This window comes from Micromonospora sp. NPDC049497 (assembly GCF_044465805.1).
Classification (GTDB): domain Bacteria; phylum Actinomycetota; class Actinomycetes; order Mycobacteriales; family Micromonosporaceae; genus Micromonospora.
On sequence record NZ_JBITMC010000017.1, the window covers coordinates 55435 to 71775 of the forward strand.

A 16341-nucleotide genomic window follows, 5' to 3' on the forward strand; every position below is an offset into this window, starting at 1 on the left:
ACGCACACGGTACCCGCCCGACCGCTTCCCGTGCATGTAAGGAAGGGCCCCCCGTTAACGCCTGCGGTAGAGGAAGGGCCCCTTCTTAACGCGGGTCGGGCACCACCATGAAGTCGGTCACGAACGAGGTGACCCCGCCGTCGGCGTCCCGTCCGATCCAGGTGCCGTAGCAGCCGTCACCCCAGCCCGACGACACGGTCACCACATTGGCCCCGTCCGCCCCGTCGGGCTCGGCGATCACGAGACCGGGCACCGGCCCGTCCGCTGGCAGGCCGGCGATGAAGACGTCCTCCACCCGGTCGTGGTCCCAGGTCTCCAGCACCGCCATCGCCGCCGGGTCGGCGAGCGTGCCGGTGCCGCTGTCGACCCCGTACCCGAAGTAGTCGTCCGCGTCCAGCGCGGCCATGTCCTGGTCGCCGGCCACCGCCATCTCCCAGCCGACGGTCCGCGCCTCGCGGATCACCAGCTCCAGGGCCGCGACCCGGCGGTCGACCTCCGCGCCGTCCTCCCGCAGCACCGCGGCGACCCAGACCCGCGCCGGGTAGCTGCCGGGTGGCACGGCGACCGTGAACGGCTCCGACTCCGGGCAGACCAGGGGATCGCAACCGATCACCCGCCCGGACGGCAGGACGACCGGACCCACCGGGTGGACCTCCATGACGTACGAGCCGTGCTCGTCGGTCCAGCGTCCGCCGGGCGTGAGCAGCCGGTCCAGGTCGGGGGTGTACGGCATCGGGGTCCTCTCGGCGGGTGGCCGGCGGAGCGTACCCGCCCCGGTCCCGACGCCCGTGCGGGGAGCGGTCCCGGGAGATCCCGGTGGAGTTCACCCGACGGCGGTACCTTCGCAGACATGGCGATCCTCACCGATGAAGACCTAGCCCTGCTGGCCGAACCGCAGCTCGCCCACGTCGCGACCGTCGAGCCCGACGGTTCGCCGCACGTCACGCCGGTGTGGGTGGACACCGACGGCGAGCACATCATCTTCAACACCGCCAAGGGCCGGGTGAAGTACGAGAACATCCGCCGCAACCCGGAGGTCGCGGTGTCCGTGGTGGACAAGGAGAACGACTTCCGCACCCTCTGGGTGAAGGGCACCGCCGAGCTGGTCGACGAGGGCGCCGACGCGCACATCGACCGGATGGCGAAGAAGTACCTCGGGCAGGACACCTACCCGTTCCGCCAGGCGGGCGAGGAACGGGTGATCGTCCGCATCCGCCCCAGCCAGAAGCTCGGCCGCGGCTGAGGTGCAAGGAAGGGCCCCTTCTTAACGCGACGTGTTAAGAAGGGGCCCTTCCTCTACCGCAGGCGTTAAGCGGGGGCCCTTCCTTACACCTCACGCGGTTTTGCGGGCGGCCTTCTTCGGGGCGGCCTTCTTGGCGGCGGGCTTCTTCTCCGCCTCGGTGGCCTTCTTCGGGGCCGCCTTCTTCGCGGCGGTCTTCTTCGGCGCGGCCTTCTTCTCGGCGGTCTTCTTCGGCGCGGCCTTCTTCTCGGCGGCCTTCTTCTCCGCCGCCTTCTTCTGCGCCGAGCGGGCCGCCGAGATCGGCGTCGGCTCGCCGCCGCCACCGGCGCGCTCCGGCGCCTCCTCGCCGCGGGCCGCCCGGGCCCGCTCCACGGACGCCTTCAGGGCCGCCATCAGGTCCACCGCCGCCGCCGGGGCCGCCTCGACCTCCTCCGGCTGGACGACCTCGCGGCCCTCCACCTTCGCGTCGATGACCTCCTGCAACGCGGCGCGGTAGTCGTCGGTGAAGGCGTCCGGCTGGAACTCGCCGGCCATCGAGTCGATCAGGGAGCTGGCCATCGCCAGCTCCGGCGGCCGGACCTTGAGGTCCTCGTCCAGGAAGCCGAAGTCCGGCTTCCGGATCTCGTCCGGCCAGAGCATCGTGTTGAGCAGGAGCACGCCCTCGCGGACGCGGAGGGTGGCGAGCTGCTCCCGCTGGCGCAGCGCCACCTTGACGATCGCCACCCGCTCGGAGTCGGTCAGGGCGTCTCGCAGCAGCACGTACGGCTTGGTGGCCGCGCCGTCGGGCTCCAGGAAGTACGCCTTGTTGTAGAGGATCGGGTCGACCGACTCGGCCGGCACGAACTCCAGCACGTCGATCGCGTGCGAGGTGGTCAGCGGCAGGTCGGCGAAGTCTTCGTCCGTCAGGATCACCATCTCGCCGCCGCCGATGTCGTAGCCCTTGGCGATGTCGTCGTAGGTGACCTCTTCGCCGCAGACCTGACAGGTGCGCTTGTAGCGGATCCGGCCGCCGTCGTCGCGGTGCACCTGGTGAAAACGGATGTCCTTCTCCTCGGTCGCGGAGTAGAGCTTCACCGCGATCGAGACCAGCCCGAAAGAGACCGCTCCCTTCCAGATCGTCCGCATCCCGCTCTCCCTTCCCCGGTATCGACCATGCTCGCATCCGATCGAACCGGGCGCGAGGTGTTCCGCCTGCTACTACAGTCGGATCGTGCCCGGCGCGCCGCTCAAGCCGATGCTCGCGATGACCGGGCCCCTCCCGGCGGGTGACGGCTGGGCGTACGAGTTCAAGTGGGACGGCGTCCGGGCGCTCGCCGACATCTCCGGCGGCCACCAGCACCTGTACGCCCGCTCCGGCGTGGAGATCACCGTCGCGTACCCGGAGCTGATCCCGCTGGCCGAGCAGGTCGACGACGCCCTGCTCGACGGCGAGGTGGTGCTGTTCAACCAGACCGGTCAACCCTCGTTCACGGCGTTGGCCGAGCGGATGCACGTGCGGAACGCCGCCAAGGCGGCCCGGCTGGCGGCCACCGTCCCCGTCACGTACATGATCTTCGACCTGCTGCGGTTGCGCGGTGAGGACCTCACCGGCTGGTCGTACCGCGAGCGGCGGGCGGCGCTCGACGGCCTGGGGCTGGGCGCGGCCCGGTGGGCGGTGCCGCCGGTCTTCCCGGACGGCCCGGCCACCTACGAAGCGGCCGGTGAGCACGGCCTGGAGGGGGTGATGGCCAAGCGGGTCGAGTCGGTCTACCGGCCGGGTGTGCGCTCGCCGGACTGGGTGAAGGTCAAGCTGGAGGTCACCGGGGACTTCGTGGTCGGCGGCTGGCGACCGGGCGCGCGGAAGATCGGCGGGTTGCTGGTGGGGGTGCCCCGGCCGGACGGGCGGCTCACCTACCGGGGGCGGGTCGGCGGCGGGATCGGCGCGGCGATCGAGCGGGAGCTGCTGCGCGAACTGGAGCCGCTGCGCACCGGCGCGTCACCCTTCGCGGACGACGTGCCGCGCGAGGATGCCCGTGGCGCGGTCTGGGTAACTCCCCGGGTGGTGGTGGAGGTGAAGTACGGCCAGCGCACCCCGGACGGGCGGCTGCGGTTCCCCCGGATCCTGCGCCTGCGCCCGGACAAGCCAGCAGAGGAGGTCGACGATGCCAGCTGACCGGTTCAGGGTGGACGTCGAGGGGCGCACGCTGGAGTTGTCCAACCTGGACAAGGTGCTCTACCCGGAGGCGGGGTTCACCAAGGGCGAGATCATCGACTACTACACCCGCATCGCCCCGGTGCTGCTGCCGCACCTGGCCGACCGGGCGCTGACCCGGATCCGCTTCCCGAACGGCGTCACCGGCGGCTCGTTCTTCGAGAAGAACGCACCGGCCGCAACCCCCGACTGGGTACGCACCGAGCGGCTGCCCGCCCCCGGCTCCACCAAGGGGCGGGAGACCATCGACTACGTGGTCGCCGACGACCTGCCCACCCTGGTCTGGTTGGCCAACCTCGCCGCGTTGGAGCTGCACACGCCGCAGTGGAAGGTGGGCGAGCACCCGGACATGATGGTCGTCGACCTGGACCCGGGCGCGCCGGCCGCCCTGAAGCAGTGCTGCCAGGTCGCGCTGCTGATGCGGGACCGGCTTGCTCTCGACGGCGTCGAGTCCTACCCGAAGACCTCCGGGAAGAAGGGCATGCAGCTCTGCTGCCCGATAAGCGCCACCCAGTCGTCCGATGTCGTTTCCGACTACGCCAAGCGCATCGCCCAGGAGTTGGAGCAGGCGCATCCCAAGCTGATCGTGTCGAAGATGGCGAAGAACCTGCGGCCGGGAAAGATCTTCATCGACTGGAGCCAGAACAACGCGGCGAAGACGACGGTGGCGCCGTACTCGCTGCGGGCCCAGTCGGTGCCGTCGGTGTCGACGCCGCTGACCTGGGACGAGGTGGAGGCCGGAGCGGCGGGCAAGCGGCCGGCGACGAAGCCGTACACCGCGACGGAGGTGCTCAAGCGGGTCGAGAAGCAGGGGGACCTGCTGGCCCCCCTGCTCGACGGCGGCCCCGAACTGCCCGGCTGACGACCACCACCGGCGTCACTGGACGTCGGCGGGGCCGCTGGTCAGCCAGCCGGCCAGGTGGTGAAGGAGATCCGGGCGTTCAGGTTGGCCGGGACACCGAAGTACGCGTAGCAGTTGACCAGAACCCGGGTGTCGGGTCCAGCGCTTCCCCAGCCGGCCACCACGCACCAGCCGCGTGGCCGGCTGCCTTCCAGGTTGTCCAGGTGGGCGTTCGCGAGGGCGGTGCCGAAGGCGGTCGCCGTGCCCTGAAAGGCGATCTCGTAGCGGCCGGTGCCGAGATGCCGGCCGGACGCGCCGGTGGACCAGCTACCGACGGTCGAGTTGTAACCGTCGCCGCTGATCCGGCCGTCGGAAATCCAGTTGGCGTAGAGGGTGCCGCTGGCGAACCGGGGGCCGGTGGCGCGACCGAGCAGGTCGACGCGGGAGCCGTAGGTCACCGTGAAGAGCGCGTCGACCGGGTTGCCGGCCGCGTTGACGCACCACACCTGCCGACTGTCAGGCCAGCCGGTCTGGCAGTGCACGGCGGTGCTGCCGAGCGCCGTCACGTGCGTCATCGGGAAGGTGTACCCGACCTCGGTGTCCGGGTTCGGGTTCAGGTGAAAGCGGTACCGGCCGGTGCTCAGCCGCTCGTAGCTGATCACTCCGCCGGTGGAGTCGTACCGGTAGGAGCTGGGGATCGTCCGTACCCCCGTCGGCACCGTCTGGTCGGTCACGAAGTACGCCAGCCGGCCCCGACTGACCTGCCGCACACTGGTGAAGCTGGCCACGAACCGGCTGTCCGTCGGGGTGCCGGTCGCCGCGAAGCAGCGCACCAGGATCAGTTGGTCGTCGCCGCCGAGGAGACTCGGGTACCAGGCGGTGACGGTGCAGTGGACCGGCCCACCGCCGTACGCGACGGCGTGCGCGACCCCGCCGGTGGTGGCCGCCCCTTCGAGGATCACCGTGTAGGCCCCGGTCCCGGTCCGCCTGACGAAGACGTCCCCGCCGGTGGAGTTGGCGGTGTAGCCGCCGCCGGGCCGGTACTCGGCGGTGGTGGTGGGCGAGTTGGCCCAGACCGTGGCGGTCACCGGCTGATAGGTCGTGGGAAGCGGCTCTCCCGAGGCGGGTGCCGGCGCGACCAGTCCCGCTCCGATCAGCAGCGCCGCGAGCACCGCCCCGCCCCGGCGCAGCCGCGGCGTCCCGCTTCGTCCATCTGATCGCATGACAGCAGACCTCCCACGGGACCACGGGCGTGGTGTCGGTCGACGGGCCGTATGCCCGCCTCGTCGCGAGTCTCCCAGCGCCTGTCAAGGCGTGAGGTGCGCCGCCGCTGTCCGACATGCCCGGCCGGTGACTGCTCACGTGCAGACGATCATGCTTCCGGCCGACGGCGGTCGTTAGGGTGAACCGATGACCGGTCTGACCCTTGCCGCCGCCGGGCCCGTCGGCACCGAAGCGCCGCTGCTCACGTACGTCGACGACGCGACCGGCGAGCGGGTGGACCTGACCGCGCGGCAACTCGGCAACTGGGCGGCGCGCAGTGCCGGCCTCCTGCGGGACGGCTGCGGCCTAACCCCGGGCAGCCGTGTGGCGGTGCTGCTGCCGCCGCACTGGCGTACCGCCGCGGTTCTGCTCGGCGCCTGGTCGGTGGGCCTGGCGGTGTCGTTCCGGCCGCGCGCCACGGCCGGGTTGCCGGTCCTGGAGCCGGGCGGCGACCTGCCGTACGACGCGGTGTTCGTGACCCCGGAGCGGCTCGACGACTGGCTGGAGGACGTACCCGAGGGGACGCACCGCTACCTGGTCGGGAACGGGCCGCTGACCGACCGGCCCGTCGGCTGGCTGGACTGGTCGGCCGAGGTGCTCCGGCACACCGACACGCCACCGGACCACGCCTCGATCCGCTCGTCGGACCCGGCCAGCCCGGACGGCACCAGCTACGGCGAGTGGGGTGCCCTCGCCGCCGAGGTCGCCGGTCAGCTCGACCTGCGTGCCGGCGACCGGCTGCTGGTCGACGCGGCCGAGCACGACCTGCCGCTGAAGTGGCTGCTCGCGCCGCTGGCGGCCGGAGCGGCGGTCGTGCTCTGCACCAATCTCGATCCAGCCCGCCGGGACGCGGTGATCGCCGCCGAACAGGTCACCCGCGTTCTCTGACGCCCGACGGTGGGCATCGCCGTTACGCATGTCCTCCGCTTCGTGCCGGTCAGTGTCACGCGTACCTCCTCGACTCGGCCAGGCGATTCAGCCGCTGCGGGTCTGTTGCCGAACGGCAATGACGTGGTCTTATACCTGGACGACGACGTCATTGCCCGCAACATGACAACCCCGCGTCGGATCCGCACCCCCTTCTCGAAAGGTGCATCGATGCACAGGAGACCTACCTTCCGACTGGCGGTCCTCACCGCTACCGCCGCCACCTTCCTGGCGGGCGGTGGAACCTCCGCAGCGGTGGCCACGGCAGCCCCCGTGACCGCCTCCCCGGGCGTCGAGGCGTGCGAGCCGGGTGCCGACGAGCACAGCGTGGCCCGGGTCGCCGAGGGCGCCACCGCGCAGGAGCCGGAGCTGTACTCCAAGAACGAGGCGAACGCGTACGGCGTCATCAAGGACTCGCCGCGCCTGGCCAACGGCAGCGTCACCGTGCCGACGGTCTTCCACCTGATCTCCGATCACCCGCTCACCGCGGCGGAGACGACCCGGTTCAACACCATGATCGCGGACCAGATGGAGGTGCTCAACGACTCGTTCGCCGGCACCACGGCCCCGGATGCCGCCGACACGCCGTTCCGGTTCGACCTGGTGGACACGAACTATGTGGTGAACAGCGACTGGTACACCGTCGTGCCCGGCAAGAACGAGCGGGACATGAAGAAGGCGCTGTACACCGGTGACTCCCAGACCCTGAACATCTACGCGGCCAACATCGGCGGCGGGCTCCTCGGCTGGGCGTACTTCCCGAAGGGCTACAACAACGGCCGCGACTTCATCGACGGCGTGGTCATCCTGGACGAGTCGATGCCGGGCGGCACCGCCGGCAAGTACGCCCTCGGTGACACGCTGACGCACGAGGTCGGGCACTGGCTGATGCTGGAGCACACCTTCGCGCACGGCTGCTCCGCGTCCGGCGACTTCGTCGCGGACACCCCGCGCGAGGCGCACCCGCAGTTCAACTGCCCGGTCGGCGCGGACACCTGCACCGCACCCGGGCTCGACCCGATCCACAACTTCATGGACTACACGCAGGACTCCTGCATGAACATGTTCAGCGCCGGACAGGCGGACCGGATGAGCGACGCCTGGGTGGCGTTCCGTGCCGGTGGCGCCGGCTGACGTAGCACCAGCAGTGGTGGCGGCCGGTCGTTGACCGGCCGCCACTTTTGTTCAGTCGAACGCGGCGGCGAACATGCCCGGCTGGTAGGAACCGCCGCGCTGGTGCACGATCACGGCGAGCCGGTTGGCCGCGTTGATCAGCGCGACCAGGGCGACCAGAGCCGCGATCTGGTCGTCGTCGTAGTGCTTGCGGACCTGCGCCCAGGTCTCGTCGGACACGCCCTGGGAGGCGTCGGCGAGGCGGGTTCCCTCCTCGGCGAGTGCCAGCGCGGCCTGCTCGGCCTCGGTGAAGACGGTGGACTCGCGCCAGGCGGCGACCAGGTGGAGCCGGACCCCACTCTCGCCCTCAGCCACGGCCTCCTTGGTGTGCATGTCGATGCACCAGCCACAGCCGTTGATCTGGCTGGCCCGCAGCGACACCAACTCCTGCGTGGCCTTCGGCAGCGGCGACTGCTGGATCACCAGGCCGGCGTTCGCGAACCGCTTGAAGAACTTCATGGCGGTCTCGTTGTCGAACATGTTGAATCGGGCGTCCATGGTTCCGTCCTTCGCTTCCGGTGTTCGATGGGACGAACACGAGATGCCGGCGAGCAGCGCCCCGTGACGGTGCGGCCCGGTGACGACGGCCACAGCCGGTAGGTGTCACAGAACGGCCGAGTGCGGCATCTGATGGGTGACGTAGTCGAGAGCGAAGAGGAGTCACCCATGGTGGGCACGCCGCAGAACGCCGCCGCCGATGACCGCCCGGACCCGGCCACCGAGGCGTTCGTCGCCCACCGCAACCTGCTCTTCACCGTCGCGTACGAGATGCTCGGCTCGGCCGCCGACGCGGAGGACGTACTCCAGGAGACCTGGCTGCGATGGGCGGGCGTCGACCTCGGCGAGGTCCGCGACCAGCGCGCCTACCTGGTCCGCATCACCACCCGCCAGGCACTCACTCGACTGCGTACGCTCAGCCGCCGCAAGGAGTCGTACTTCGGCCCCTGGCTGCCCGAGCCGCTGCTCACCGCCCCCGACGTCGCCGAGGACGTCGCGCTGGCCGACAGCGTCTCGATGGCGATGCTGCTGGTGCTGGAGACCCTCGCGCCGACCGAACGGGCGGTGTTCGTACTCCGGGAGGTGTTCGACCTCGGGTACGACGAGATCGCCGAAGCCGTCGACAAGAATCCCGCCGCCGTCCGTCAGATCGCCCACCGGGCACGGGCACACGTCGCGGCGCGCCGGCCCCGCCAGGTCGTCTCCGCGACCGAGACCCGGTCCGCGCTCGACGCGTTCCGGCGGGCGGTCGAGACCGGCGACATCCAGAACCTGCTCGACATCCTCGCGCCGGACGTGGTCCTGCTCGGCGACGGTGGCGGCGTCAAGCAGGCCGTCCCGCGGCCCATCCTCGGCGCCGACAAGGTGGCCCGCCTGCTGACCGGCGGGTGGGGCAAGGTCACGGCCAGCACGTCGTGGCAGCCGACGCACATCAACGGCCACCCGGCGCTGATCCTCCACCTCGACGGTGCCCTGGACACCGTCCTGGCGCTGCGCGTCGACGACGGCCTCATCACCGGGATCTACGCCGTGCGCAATCCCGAGAAGCTGTCCCACATGGAACGGGAGACGGTGCTCAGCCGCCTCTCCGGGACGTGAGCGTCCGGGCGGTGGTCTCTGCGTGCGCCACTGTCGAGCTGATGTCGTGGATGAATCACCGCGGCCGGGGCCTCGGCGTCCGCCGGGTGCAGGCCGAGGTGTGCTCCACCGGCAGCGCACACCGGCCGCCGCCGTCCGGCAGCGGCCGATCGCAGAAGACCCAATGGCGTACGCCCTGCTCGTCCTCGGCCGACACGGTCACCCCGCCCGGCTCGACGTGAGCGCTGAGCCGGGCCAGCACGCGGGCGGCGGTCCGGGCGAAGATCCGGGCCCGGAGCAGGTCGGGTGCCGTGACCGGCAGGTGGATCACCCAACGCTCGGTCATCGGTAACGGTGGCTCGCCGACTGGGCGCTCTGCCAGGTGCGGAGGGCGTTCTTGATGCGTACGTTCTCCTCCTGCACCGCGACCAGGGCGGTCTGCGCGGTGGCCAGTTCGTCGGCGACCCGGTGCAGGAAGGCGCGGATCTCGACGGGGTCGAGGCCGCGCCGGCGGACGCTGAAGCACCGGTCGCGGATCTGCCAGGGGCGGAGCTGGGTTGTGTCTCGCGTCGGACGTGGTTCCTCGCGTCGGCTCGCCAGCCGGCGGATCAGGTCGCGCACGGGGGGACCGCCCTTCGTCGGGTCGCGTCGGAGTGGAAGGGGCGGCCTCCGCCGGTTGCGGTCGGCGGAGGCCGCCCCGCCCTGCCACCGCAGCCTCGATCGGCGGTACGGCAACAGGGCTGCCTATCTATTGCTGAACTCGTCCGTCGGGTACTGGCACGGCTGACGAGGGAAGCCAGCCGTGCCAGCGGTGTGGACGCCCAACCGGGAGGCCGGCTGCCTACCAGGCGATCCGATACCGGACGTCCGAGGAGCAACATACAATGCAAAGCATACGAAGAGCAAGAACCAAGCATGCTAAGCAGGCGAAGTGTTGGCTAGCGGAGCGTCGGCGTGGGAGGATCTTGGGGCCTACCAGGAGTTGCCATGCCCCGAATCTCAGACCGCCAGCGCATTGCCCAGGACATCCGCGACAAGATCGCGTCGGGGGAGTACGGCCCCGGCGCGAAGCTGCCTTCCCTGCGTGAGATGTCCGCGCACTACGGCGTGTCCGCCGAGCCGGTCCGATCCGCTTTGCTGATCTTGCAGGCTGAGGGGCTGGTCGAAGGTCATCAAGGTAAGGGCGTGTACGTGACTGAGACTCGGCCAGCGACCGACTAACTGGCGTTGACCTGCTGCGGTAGCCGCGTACTCCGTGTCGATCGTGTCGCGGGAGACAACGGTGTAGACCGCGGTGAAGCGGAAGATCGGCGCGGGCAGCAGGTGCACCTCGTCGTAGACGACCAGGCCCCAGTCGCGGGCCCGCAACTTGCTAACGAACCGTTAAATCTCATTGCCTGGTTCGACGCATGCCCGCCGATTGCGTTGTCGTTCGATTCACCAGCTCACCGGCCGGTGCGTCGATCAACAACATCACGGAAATCGATTAAGGCAACACTCTGCACAGTGTTACGGCAATGACCGGGACTGCAGCGAACCGCACCGTTGCCCTAGTGTCCTTCTCGCAGCAATTGACGCTGCCGCATCAACGGGGGATGCGCTCTTCAACGCATTGAGTTTCGGCGTCATCATGACTGCCATCGCGCTACCGTGCGTTGTCGCACAGACGCGCTCAATGTGTCGCCTCCCTGTTGGTGCGGAAATCACACGGGAGGAAACTGAAGTGAGATTGAAAAGGGCAGTGGGAGTCCTGGTGGCGACGATGGTCGCCTCGGTCTTCGGCTTCGCCGGCACCGCAGCGGCGGCTACGGACGTCAGCGTGCCGACCGCAGCGAACCGGACGGCAGGTGTCGCCATCGCGGATCCGGTCGCCAAGGCGGCGACGGAGGACCCGGACACGTTCGCGGCGACGGTGGATGCGGTCGAGCCCTACCTCGTCGCCGACCGTGGGGGCAACCTCCGCTTGGCCGTGCCGGCGCAGGTCGCCAGCGACCTCGACGCTCAGGCGCTCGCGGCTCTGCAGCACAGTGTGCAGGTGTTCAACGACCTGAACCAGGGCGGCGCGGTGACCGACGTCTCGGACGCGGAGCCGTTCGGCATCCCCAGCGCGATCGCGAAGTTCGTCAAGAAGTACTGGAAGCAGATCGTCGACATCGCGAAGAAGTCGGGGAAGTGGGCCTGGTACAAGTCGGCGCAGTGCTCCGCTGGGGCGCTGAACGCGCTGTACAAGGCGTACGGCGGTAACCCGGCTGGTATCGCCGAGGACATCAAGGTCGCGATCGCTATCGCCGGAGCGGGCTGCGTCGCCAACCTTTAGCCAGGTGCCTTCGATGCGCCGAGGGTGGCTCGTCCGCTTTGTGCAGGCGGGCCACCCCGTGCGCGAGGAGGCATGCGATGATGGTCGATCGAAGGTCGACGACGTCGGTCGAGCCACATGGAGAATGAGCGCAGGAACCATGCTGAATCCGTTATCTCCGGTACGCCGATGGATGGTCCGCACAGCCTTGCTGGTTCTGTTCTGGGGAATTGCCGCAGCGGCATCCGTGATGCTCGGCCACGGCATTGCTTTCTCCTTGTTCGGAATCTGTGTCCTGCTGTTGGTCGTGGCCGCCGACTGGATTGCGATCGTCGGTGGTGCCCGTAGGTCGTCCCCGCAGGACGACGAGGATCGATCCGACCGGCCAGCGGTCTAGCCCGTGAAGGTCGAAAATCAGCTGACCTACGATCGGCTGGCGCGACTGGGCTTCCATCGGTGGTGGACGCCACCGGCCGCCGTGCTGGCCGTGTTGTTGGTCGCCGCCGTGGCGGCCTGTGGGCTGGTGGCCATCGCCCTCACCGTGACGTGGGCGCTCGGCGGACGGATCGACGACAGCGCGTCGATCGGCAGTCCCCTGGTCGACAACATCCTGGCGCTGGCGTCTCTCGCCCTGTTCATCCCGGTCACCCTCGGTGTCGCGCGACTGGTGCAGCGGCGGCCGGCAGGGACGCTGCACTCCGTGGCCGGTCGGCTGCGCTGGCGGTGGTTCGCCGTGTGCGGATGCCTGGCCGTCGCCGTGGCGGTCCTGATCATGGTGGCGTTGGTCCTGGTCTACGACGACGGGGCCGAGCTGCGGCTGACTATCGACCCGTGGCGGTTCCTCGGGCTCACTCTGCTGCTCATCGTCCTGGTTCCGCTGCAGGCGGCCGGTGAGGAGTACGTCGCCCGGGGGTTCCTCCTGCAAGCCCTCGGGGCGTACCACCGCTGGGTCGGCATCATCGGCTCCGCTCTGGCGTTCACCCTGCTGCACGGCCTCGGCACCTGGTCCGGGTTCGTGGCCCTGTTCGTCGGTGCCATCATCTGGGCGATGCTGGTCATCCGGACCGGAGGTCTCGAGGTGTCCATCGCCGCACACGCGGCGACCAATCTGTTCGCCTTCGTCGCCACAGCTGCCACAGGCGGCCTGGACGTCGTCGACGACACGAACGCCGCGGACGCGCCGCTCGGTGCCACCCTGATCCTGCTGGGTGGTGACCTCACCTACATGGCCTGCGTGATCGCCGCCCTGCACCTGGTTGCGCGACACCGGCCGCAATGGATGCCCGCGAACCGCAGGGTCGTCAGGGTGCTGGCAGACGCGCCGCAGGATGTCGCGGAGGCGACGGCCACCGAAGACGCGACCCTTCGGTGATGATCGGGCGAGCCGTTCAGGGCCACCTGACCGAGGACGGTCAGTCGACCGTGGGGAGCTTCGGTCCCAGTACGTCGTCCGCGTCCACAATGGTGTACGCGTACCCCTGCTCGGCCAGGAACCGCTGCCGGTGCGCCGCGTACTCCGTATCGATCGTGTCCCGGGACACCACCGTGTAGAAGTGCGCCTGCCGCCCATCGGCCTTCGGCCGCAGCACCCGCCCCAGCCGCTGCGCCTCCTCCTGCCGCGACCCGAACGTCCCCGACACCTGGATCGCCACCGCCGCCTCCGGCAGGTCGATGGAGAAGTTGCCGACCTTGGAGAGGACCAGGGTGCGCAGCTCGCCCGTGCGGAACGCCTCGAAGAGCCGTTCCCGTTCCTTGTTGGTGGTCGAGCCCTGCACGATCGGCGCGTCGAGGTACTCGCCGAGCTGGTGCAGTTGGTCGATGTAGGCCCCGATCACGAGCACCTGGTCGTCCTTGTGCCGGTCGACCAGCGCCTTGATCACCGGCAGCTTGGTGCGGGCGGTCGCCGCCATCCGGTACCGCTCCTCGGCCTCCGCCGTCGCGTAGGACATCCGCTCGGCGTCGGTCAGCGTCACCCGTACCTCGGTGCACTCGGCCGGGGCGATCCAGCCCTGCGACTCGATGTCCTTCCACGGCGCGTCGTACCGCTTCGGTCCGATCAGGCTGAACACGTCGCCCTCCCGGCCGTCCTCGCGTACCAGGGTCGCCGTCAGCCCTAGCCGGCGGCGGGCCTGGAGGTCCGCGGTGAAGCGGAAGATCGGCGCGGGCAGCAGGTGCACCTCGTCGTAGACGACCAGGCCCCAGTCGCGGGCACCGAACAGGTCCAGGTGGGTGAACGCGCCGCCGCGCCGCGAGGTGAGCACCTGGTACGTGGCGATGGTGACCGGGCGGATCTCCTTGCGCTCGCCCGAGTACTCGCCGATCTCCTCCTCGGTCAGCGAGGTGCGGGCGATCAGCTCCCGCTTCCACTGCCGGCCGGCGACCGTGTTGGTGACCAGGATCAGCGTGGTCGCCTTCGCCTCGGCCATCGCCGCCGCACCGACCAGCGTCTTGCCGGCGCCGCAGGGCAGCACCACGACGCCCGACCCGCCGGCCCAGAACGCCTCCACGGCCTCCCGCTGGTACGACCGCAGCGTCCACGGCTTGCGGCCCTCCTTGCCGGCCTCGGCCAGCTCGATCGGGTGCGCCTCGCCGTCGACGTACCCGGCCAGGTCCTCCGCCGGCCAGCCGAGCTTCAGCAGCGCCTGCTTGAGCCGCCCCCGCTCGGAGGGGTGCACCTGGATGGTGTCGTCGTCGATCTTGTTGCCGAGCATGCCGGCGAGTTTCTTGCTCTTGGCGACCTCGACCAGCACGACCCGGTCCAGGGCGCGCAGCACCAGGCCGTGCGCGGGGTCGTTGGCGAGCTGGAGCCGGCCGTACCGGTCCATGGTCTCGGCCACGTCGACCAGCAACGCGTGCGGCACCGGGTAACGCGAGTACTTGATCAGGGCGTCGACCACGCTCTCGGCGTCGTGGCCGGCGGCCCGGGCGTTCCACAGCCCCAGCGGCGTGAGCCGGTAGGTGTGCACGTGCTCCGGGGAGCGCTCCAACTCGGCGAAGGGCGCGATGGTCATCCGGCAGGCCTGCGCGTCGGGGTGGTCGATCTCCAGCAGCAGGGTCTTGTCCGACTGCACGATCAGGGGTCCACCGCTCACGCCAGCGCCTCTTTCCCACGTCGGTGTCGGCCACCGGCCGACCATCCAGTGTTGCACGCGTTCAGGCGACCCCGAGGAAAGCGCGAGGACGGACCGTCTCCTACGGCCGCTTCGTCGTGTTCACGTAGTTGATGCCGTTCTTGTAGAGTCCGTCGACGGCACGCTGCACCTGCGCCGTGCTCACCTTCTTGCCGTCCACCGCGTACACCCAGTCGACCTGCATGTCCCAGGTCCGTTCACCCGCGAAGGGCAGGTCGATCAGCCAGGTGTTGAGGTGGATGTTCATGGGCTCGCGCGGGAAGGTCCGGCCGCTGCTCGTGAAGACCGGCTGCCCGTCGATGGAGTACGTGACCTTCCCGTCGACCGCCGTGATCATCAGGGTGTGCCAGCCGTCGAGAGACCGCTTCAGCGCTCGGGTGGCGCGGTCGCCGGGCGTGGCGCTGCGCCAACTGGTGGTGTCCAGCTTGGGCCCGGGAGCGCCCCAACCGCCGTTCGGCTGGTACTCGAAGTCGAGTTCGGTGTAGCGGTCCGAGTCCGGGTTCGGCGAGATCGCGCAGAAGGACTCCATGACGTGGTCGCCGTTGCGGCCGTCGGTCGGGTCGTCGGTGAAGTGGATCCGCGCGGCGATGGTGCCGGTGAAGAACGTGTTCTCGACGCCGACCAGTTCGGCCTGCCGGGTGCCCTCGCGGGTGCCGTCGGTGGTGACTCGCAACTGGAGCACCTGCCCGCCGTGCGCCTTCCGGTTGGCGGGGAAGCTGATGTTCTCCGCCGACCAGGTGTCGGCGATCCCGGGTCCACCACCGTCGGTGCGGGCCTGCCAACCGTTGGCGGTCACCGCCGGGTCACCGACGCCGGTGTAGTGGAAGTTGTCGAAGAGGGTCCCGGCCGGTACGGCCGGAACCTTCGACGGCCGGGCGGCGGTCGCCGTCGCCGTGCCACCGGGTTCCTCCCCCCACCGGAGGACACCGTCGACATAGGCGGTCACGCGCGTCGAAGGCGCGTAGGTGGTGAGCGCCGGATCGAACGACCGGTCGTCGGTCTGGTCCAGACCCTTGCGGTCGAGCCGGTACAACTGGAGCCCGATGCCCTGGCTGGTCCCGCCCGGTGCGAGCGTGCCGGCGGCGGACGTGAAGCCCACCTTCAGGTAGTGGGTGGCGTTGGGGGCCGGTTCCGGCATCGGGCTGACGACCTGGGTGACGTTCGAGCAGCCGAGGGCCGTCTGTACGCAGTTGGCCCCGTGCCCGGCGCTGTCGTCGCTGAAGTAGTAACGGAGTGTCACGGTGTGCAGCGCCACCGGCTGGTCGGAGTTGTTTATCAATTCCAGCCAGGGCTTCCCGACCGGAGCGGTGGCGGGGGTGTCCGTCCGGTAGCGGACGGTCAGCGGTGAGTTCCCATCGGCGGCCTGGTCGGCACTCTTCGTCCGCCACACGCCGTAGAGCGCAACCCCGGCCCCGAGGACCACCACCATGGCCATGAGCAGGCCGAGCCAACGGTGAGAGGAACGCGAGCGGCCCATACGACTCCTTGACACTGGACGCCCGTGTAACAGGAAATCTCGCCGGGACGCCTTGGCAAACAGGCGCCATCCTACTGATGCCCGCCCGCGCCGTGGGTGGTCGTCGCCCCGGGCGGCTCGTCCGAACGTGCGGTTGACCTGGCCGCACGGGGGCGGTACCTCATTGATCACGTCGGCTATGGTTCACCTGCTCCAGACCGCGACGGTGGCCTGGACGATGATCACCA

The 16341-nt window shown here is 69.8% G+C and carries 18 protein-coding genes; 10 read left to right on the forward strand and 8 right to left on the reverse strand.

Translation table 11 applies throughout. The annotated features are described in order from the left end of the window. Window positions 1-85: 85 nt before the first annotated feature. Complete coding sequence (locus ACIBR0_RS21940; protein ID WP_396718449.1) at window positions 86-733, reverse strand: DUF4241 domain-containing protein; 648 nt, start codon at window positions 731-733, stop codon at window positions 86-88. A gap of 117 nt (window positions 734-850) precedes the next feature. On the opposite strand from ACIBR0_RS21940, the gene ACIBR0_RS21945 reads away from it, so the two are divergent. Next, a complete protein-coding gene (locus ACIBR0_RS21945) occupies window positions 851-1243 on the forward strand; it encodes a PPOX class F420-dependent oxidoreductase (RefSeq protein ID WP_357028614.1) in 393 nt (130 codons plus the stop codon). A 90-nt stretch (window positions 1244-1333) separates the two neighbouring features. Here ACIBR0_RS21945 and ACIBR0_RS21950 read toward each other — a convergent pair whose 3' ends face one another. Beyond that, window positions 1334-2365 carry a Ku protein gene (locus tag ACIBR0_RS21950; RefSeq protein ID WP_396718451.1) on the reverse strand — a complete coding sequence of 344 codons (1032 nt, stop codon included), beginning with the start codon at window positions 2363-2365 and terminating at the stop codon, window positions 1334-1336. A gap of 85 nt (window positions 2366-2450) precedes the next feature. On the opposite strand from ACIBR0_RS21950, the gene ligD (ACIBR0_RS21955) reads away from it, so the two are divergent. Together ligD (ACIBR0_RS21955) and ligD (ACIBR0_RS21960) are read left to right on the forward strand one after the other, a co-directional pair. Continuing rightward, entirely contained in the window at window positions 2451-3392 is a 942-nt protein-coding gene (ligD, locus tag ACIBR0_RS21955; protein WP_396718453.1) for a non-homologous end-joining DNA ligase, read from the forward strand. Next, window positions 3382-4293 carry a non-homologous end-joining DNA ligase gene (ligD, locus tag ACIBR0_RS21960; RefSeq protein WP_396718454.1) on the forward strand — a complete coding sequence of 304 codons (912 nt, stop codon included), beginning with the start codon at window positions 3382-3384 and terminating at the stop codon, window positions 4291-4293. The genes ligD (ACIBR0_RS21955) and ligD (ACIBR0_RS21960) overlap by 11 nt, the downstream gene beginning before the upstream one ends. A gap of 41 nt (window positions 4294-4334) precedes the next feature. Here the strand turns inward: ligD (ACIBR0_RS21960) and ACIBR0_RS21965 are convergent, their stop codons facing one another. Next, entirely contained in the window at window positions 4335-5495 is a 1161-nt protein-coding gene (locus tag ACIBR0_RS21965; RefSeq protein ID WP_396718456.1) for a hypothetical protein, read from the reverse strand. Window positions 5496-5682: 187 nt separating this feature from the next. On the opposite strand from ACIBR0_RS21965, the gene ACIBR0_RS21970 reads away from it, so the two are divergent. Together ACIBR0_RS21970 and ACIBR0_RS21975 are read left to right on the forward strand one after the other, a co-directional pair. Beyond that, a complete protein-coding gene (locus ACIBR0_RS21970) occupies window positions 5683-6423 on the forward strand; it encodes a TIGR03089 family protein (RefSeq protein WP_396718459.1) in 741 nt (246 codons plus the stop codon). Between the two features lie 210 nt (window positions 6424-6633). Next, window positions 6634-7596, forward strand: a complete 963-nt coding sequence (locus ACIBR0_RS21975; RefSeq protein ID WP_396718462.1) for a zinc metalloprotease — start codon at window positions 6634-6636, stop codon at window positions 7594-7596. Between the two features lie 51 nt (window positions 7597-7647). Here ACIBR0_RS21975 and ACIBR0_RS21980 read toward each other — a convergent pair whose 3' ends face one another. Then, window positions 7648-8133, reverse strand: a complete 486-nt coding sequence (locus tag ACIBR0_RS21980; RefSeq protein WP_396718465.1) for a carboxymuconolactone decarboxylase family protein — start codon at window positions 8131-8133, stop codon at window positions 7648-7650. Window positions 8134-8301: 168 nt separating this feature from the next. Here ACIBR0_RS21980 and ACIBR0_RS21985 point away from each other — a divergent pair, with 168 nt between their 5' ends. Next, entirely contained in the window at window positions 8302-9231 is a 930-nt protein-coding gene (locus tag ACIBR0_RS21985) for an RNA polymerase sigma-70 factor (protein WP_396718468.1), read from the forward strand. Window positions 9232-9286: 55 nt separating this feature from the next. On the opposite strand, the gene ACIBR0_RS21990 is transcribed toward ACIBR0_RS21985, so the two are convergent. Together ACIBR0_RS21990 and ACIBR0_RS21995 are read right to left on the reverse strand one after the other, a co-directional pair. Then, entirely contained in the window at window positions 9287-9556 is a 270-nt protein-coding gene (locus ACIBR0_RS21990; protein WP_396718470.1) for a hypothetical protein, read from the reverse strand. After that, window positions 9553-9822, reverse strand: coding sequence for a DivIVA domain-containing protein (locus ACIBR0_RS21995; RefSeq protein ID WP_396718596.1), 270 nt, complete (start codon window positions 9820-9822; stop codon window positions 9553-9555). The genes ACIBR0_RS21990 and ACIBR0_RS21995 overlap by 4 nt, the downstream gene beginning before the upstream one ends. Window positions 9823-10197: 375 nt before the next feature. On the opposite strand from ACIBR0_RS21995, the gene ACIBR0_RS22000 reads away from it, so the two are divergent. The 4 genes from ACIBR0_RS22000 (at window position 10198) to ACIBR0_RS22015 (ending at window position 12878) form a co-directional block, all read left to right on the forward strand. Next, on the forward strand, window positions 10198-10431 hold the full coding sequence (locus ACIBR0_RS22000; protein WP_396718598.1) for a winged helix-turn-helix domain-containing protein: 234 nt from the start codon (window positions 10198-10200) through the stop codon (window positions 10429-10431). 541 nt (window positions 10432-10972) lie between these two features. Further along, entirely contained in the window at window positions 10973-11527 is a 555-nt protein-coding gene (locus ACIBR0_RS22005) for a hypothetical protein (protein ID WP_396718600.1), read from the forward strand. A gap of 124 nt (window positions 11528-11651) precedes the next feature. Further along, the gene (locus ACIBR0_RS22010) at window positions 11652-11903 is read left to right on the forward strand and encodes a hypothetical protein (RefSeq protein ID WP_396718472.1); all 252 of its coding nucleotides are present in this window, start codon (window positions 11652-11654) and stop codon (window positions 11901-11903) included. Window positions 11904-11906: 3 nt separating this feature from the next. Further along, window positions 11907-12878, forward strand: a complete 972-nt coding sequence (locus ACIBR0_RS22015) for a lysostaphin resistance A-like protein (protein ID WP_396718474.1) — start codon at window positions 11907-11909, stop codon at window positions 12876-12878. A gap of 40 nt (window positions 12879-12918) precedes the next feature. On the opposite strand, the gene ACIBR0_RS22020 is transcribed toward ACIBR0_RS22015, so the two are convergent. After that, window positions 12919-14598, reverse strand: coding sequence for a DNA repair helicase XPB (locus ACIBR0_RS22020; RefSeq protein WP_396718477.1), 1680 nt, complete (start codon window positions 14596-14598; stop codon window positions 12919-12921). A gap of 100 nt (window positions 14599-14698) precedes the next feature. After that, the gene (locus tag ACIBR0_RS22025) at window positions 14699-16114 is read right to left on the reverse strand and encodes a cellulose binding domain-containing protein (protein WP_396718479.1); all 1416 of its coding nucleotides are present in this window, start codon (window positions 16112-16114) and stop codon (window positions 14699-14701) included. Window positions 16115-16341 lie beyond the last annotated feature (227 nt).

What these genes read in the sequence shown, in the direction of transcription:
- ACIBR0_RS21990 (WP_396718470.1), bottom strand. Translation starts at nt 9,556, where the DNA reads ATGACCGAGCGTTGGGTGATCCACCTGCCGGTCACGGCACCCGACCTG.
- ACIBR0_RS22000 (WP_396718598.1), top strand. Translation starts at nt 10,198, where the DNA reads ATGCCCCGAATCTCAGACCGCCAGCGCATTGCCCAGGACATCCGCGAC.
- ACIBR0_RS22010 (WP_396718472.1), top strand. Translation starts at nt 11,652, where the DNA reads ATGAGCGCAGGAACCATGCTGAATCCGTTATCTCCGGTACGCCGATGG.
- ACIBR0_RS21945 (WP_357028614.1), top strand. Translation starts at nt 851, where the DNA reads ATGGCGATCCTCACCGATGAAGACCTAGCCCTGCTGGCCGAACCGCAG.
- ACIBR0_RS21950 (WP_396718451.1), bottom strand. Translation starts at nt 2,365, where the DNA reads ATGCGGACGATCTGGAAGGGAGCGGTCTCTTTCGGGCTGGTCTCGATC.
- ACIBR0_RS21980 (WP_396718465.1), bottom strand. Translation starts at nt 8,133, where the DNA reads ATGGACGCCCGATTCAACATGTTCGACAACGAGACCGCCATGAAGTTC.
- ACIBR0_RS21970 (WP_396718459.1), top strand. Translation starts at nt 5,683, where the DNA reads ATGACCGGTCTGACCCTTGCCGCCGCCGGGCCCGTCGGCACCGAAGCG.
- ACIBR0_RS21965 (WP_396718456.1), bottom strand. Translation starts at nt 5,495, where the DNA reads ATGCGATCAGATGGACGAAGCGGGACGCCGCGGCTGCGCCGGGGCGGG.
- ACIBR0_RS21975 (WP_396718462.1), top strand. Translation starts at nt 6,634, where the DNA reads ATGCACAGGAGACCTACCTTCCGACTGGCGGTCCTCACCGCTACCGCC.
- ACIBR0_RS21940 (WP_396718449.1), bottom strand. Translation starts at nt 733, where the DNA reads ATGCCGTACACCCCCGACCTGGACCGGCTGCTCACGCCCGGCGGACGC.
- ACIBR0_RS21985 (WP_396718468.1), top strand. Translation starts at nt 8,302, where the DNA reads ATGGTGGGCACGCCGCAGAACGCCGCCGCCGATGACCGCCCGGACCCG.
- ACIBR0_RS22005 (WP_396718600.1), top strand. Translation starts at nt 10,973, where the DNA reads ATGGTCGCCTCGGTCTTCGGCTTCGCCGGCACCGCAGCGGCGGCTACG.
- ligD (WP_396718454.1), top strand. Translation starts at nt 3,382, where the DNA reads ATGCCAGCTGACCGGTTCAGGGTGGACGTCGAGGGGCGCACGCTGGAG.
- ACIBR0_RS22025 (WP_396718479.1), bottom strand. Translation starts at nt 16,114, where the DNA reads ATGGGCCGCTCGCGTTCCTCTCACCGTTGGCTCGGCCTGCTCATGGCC.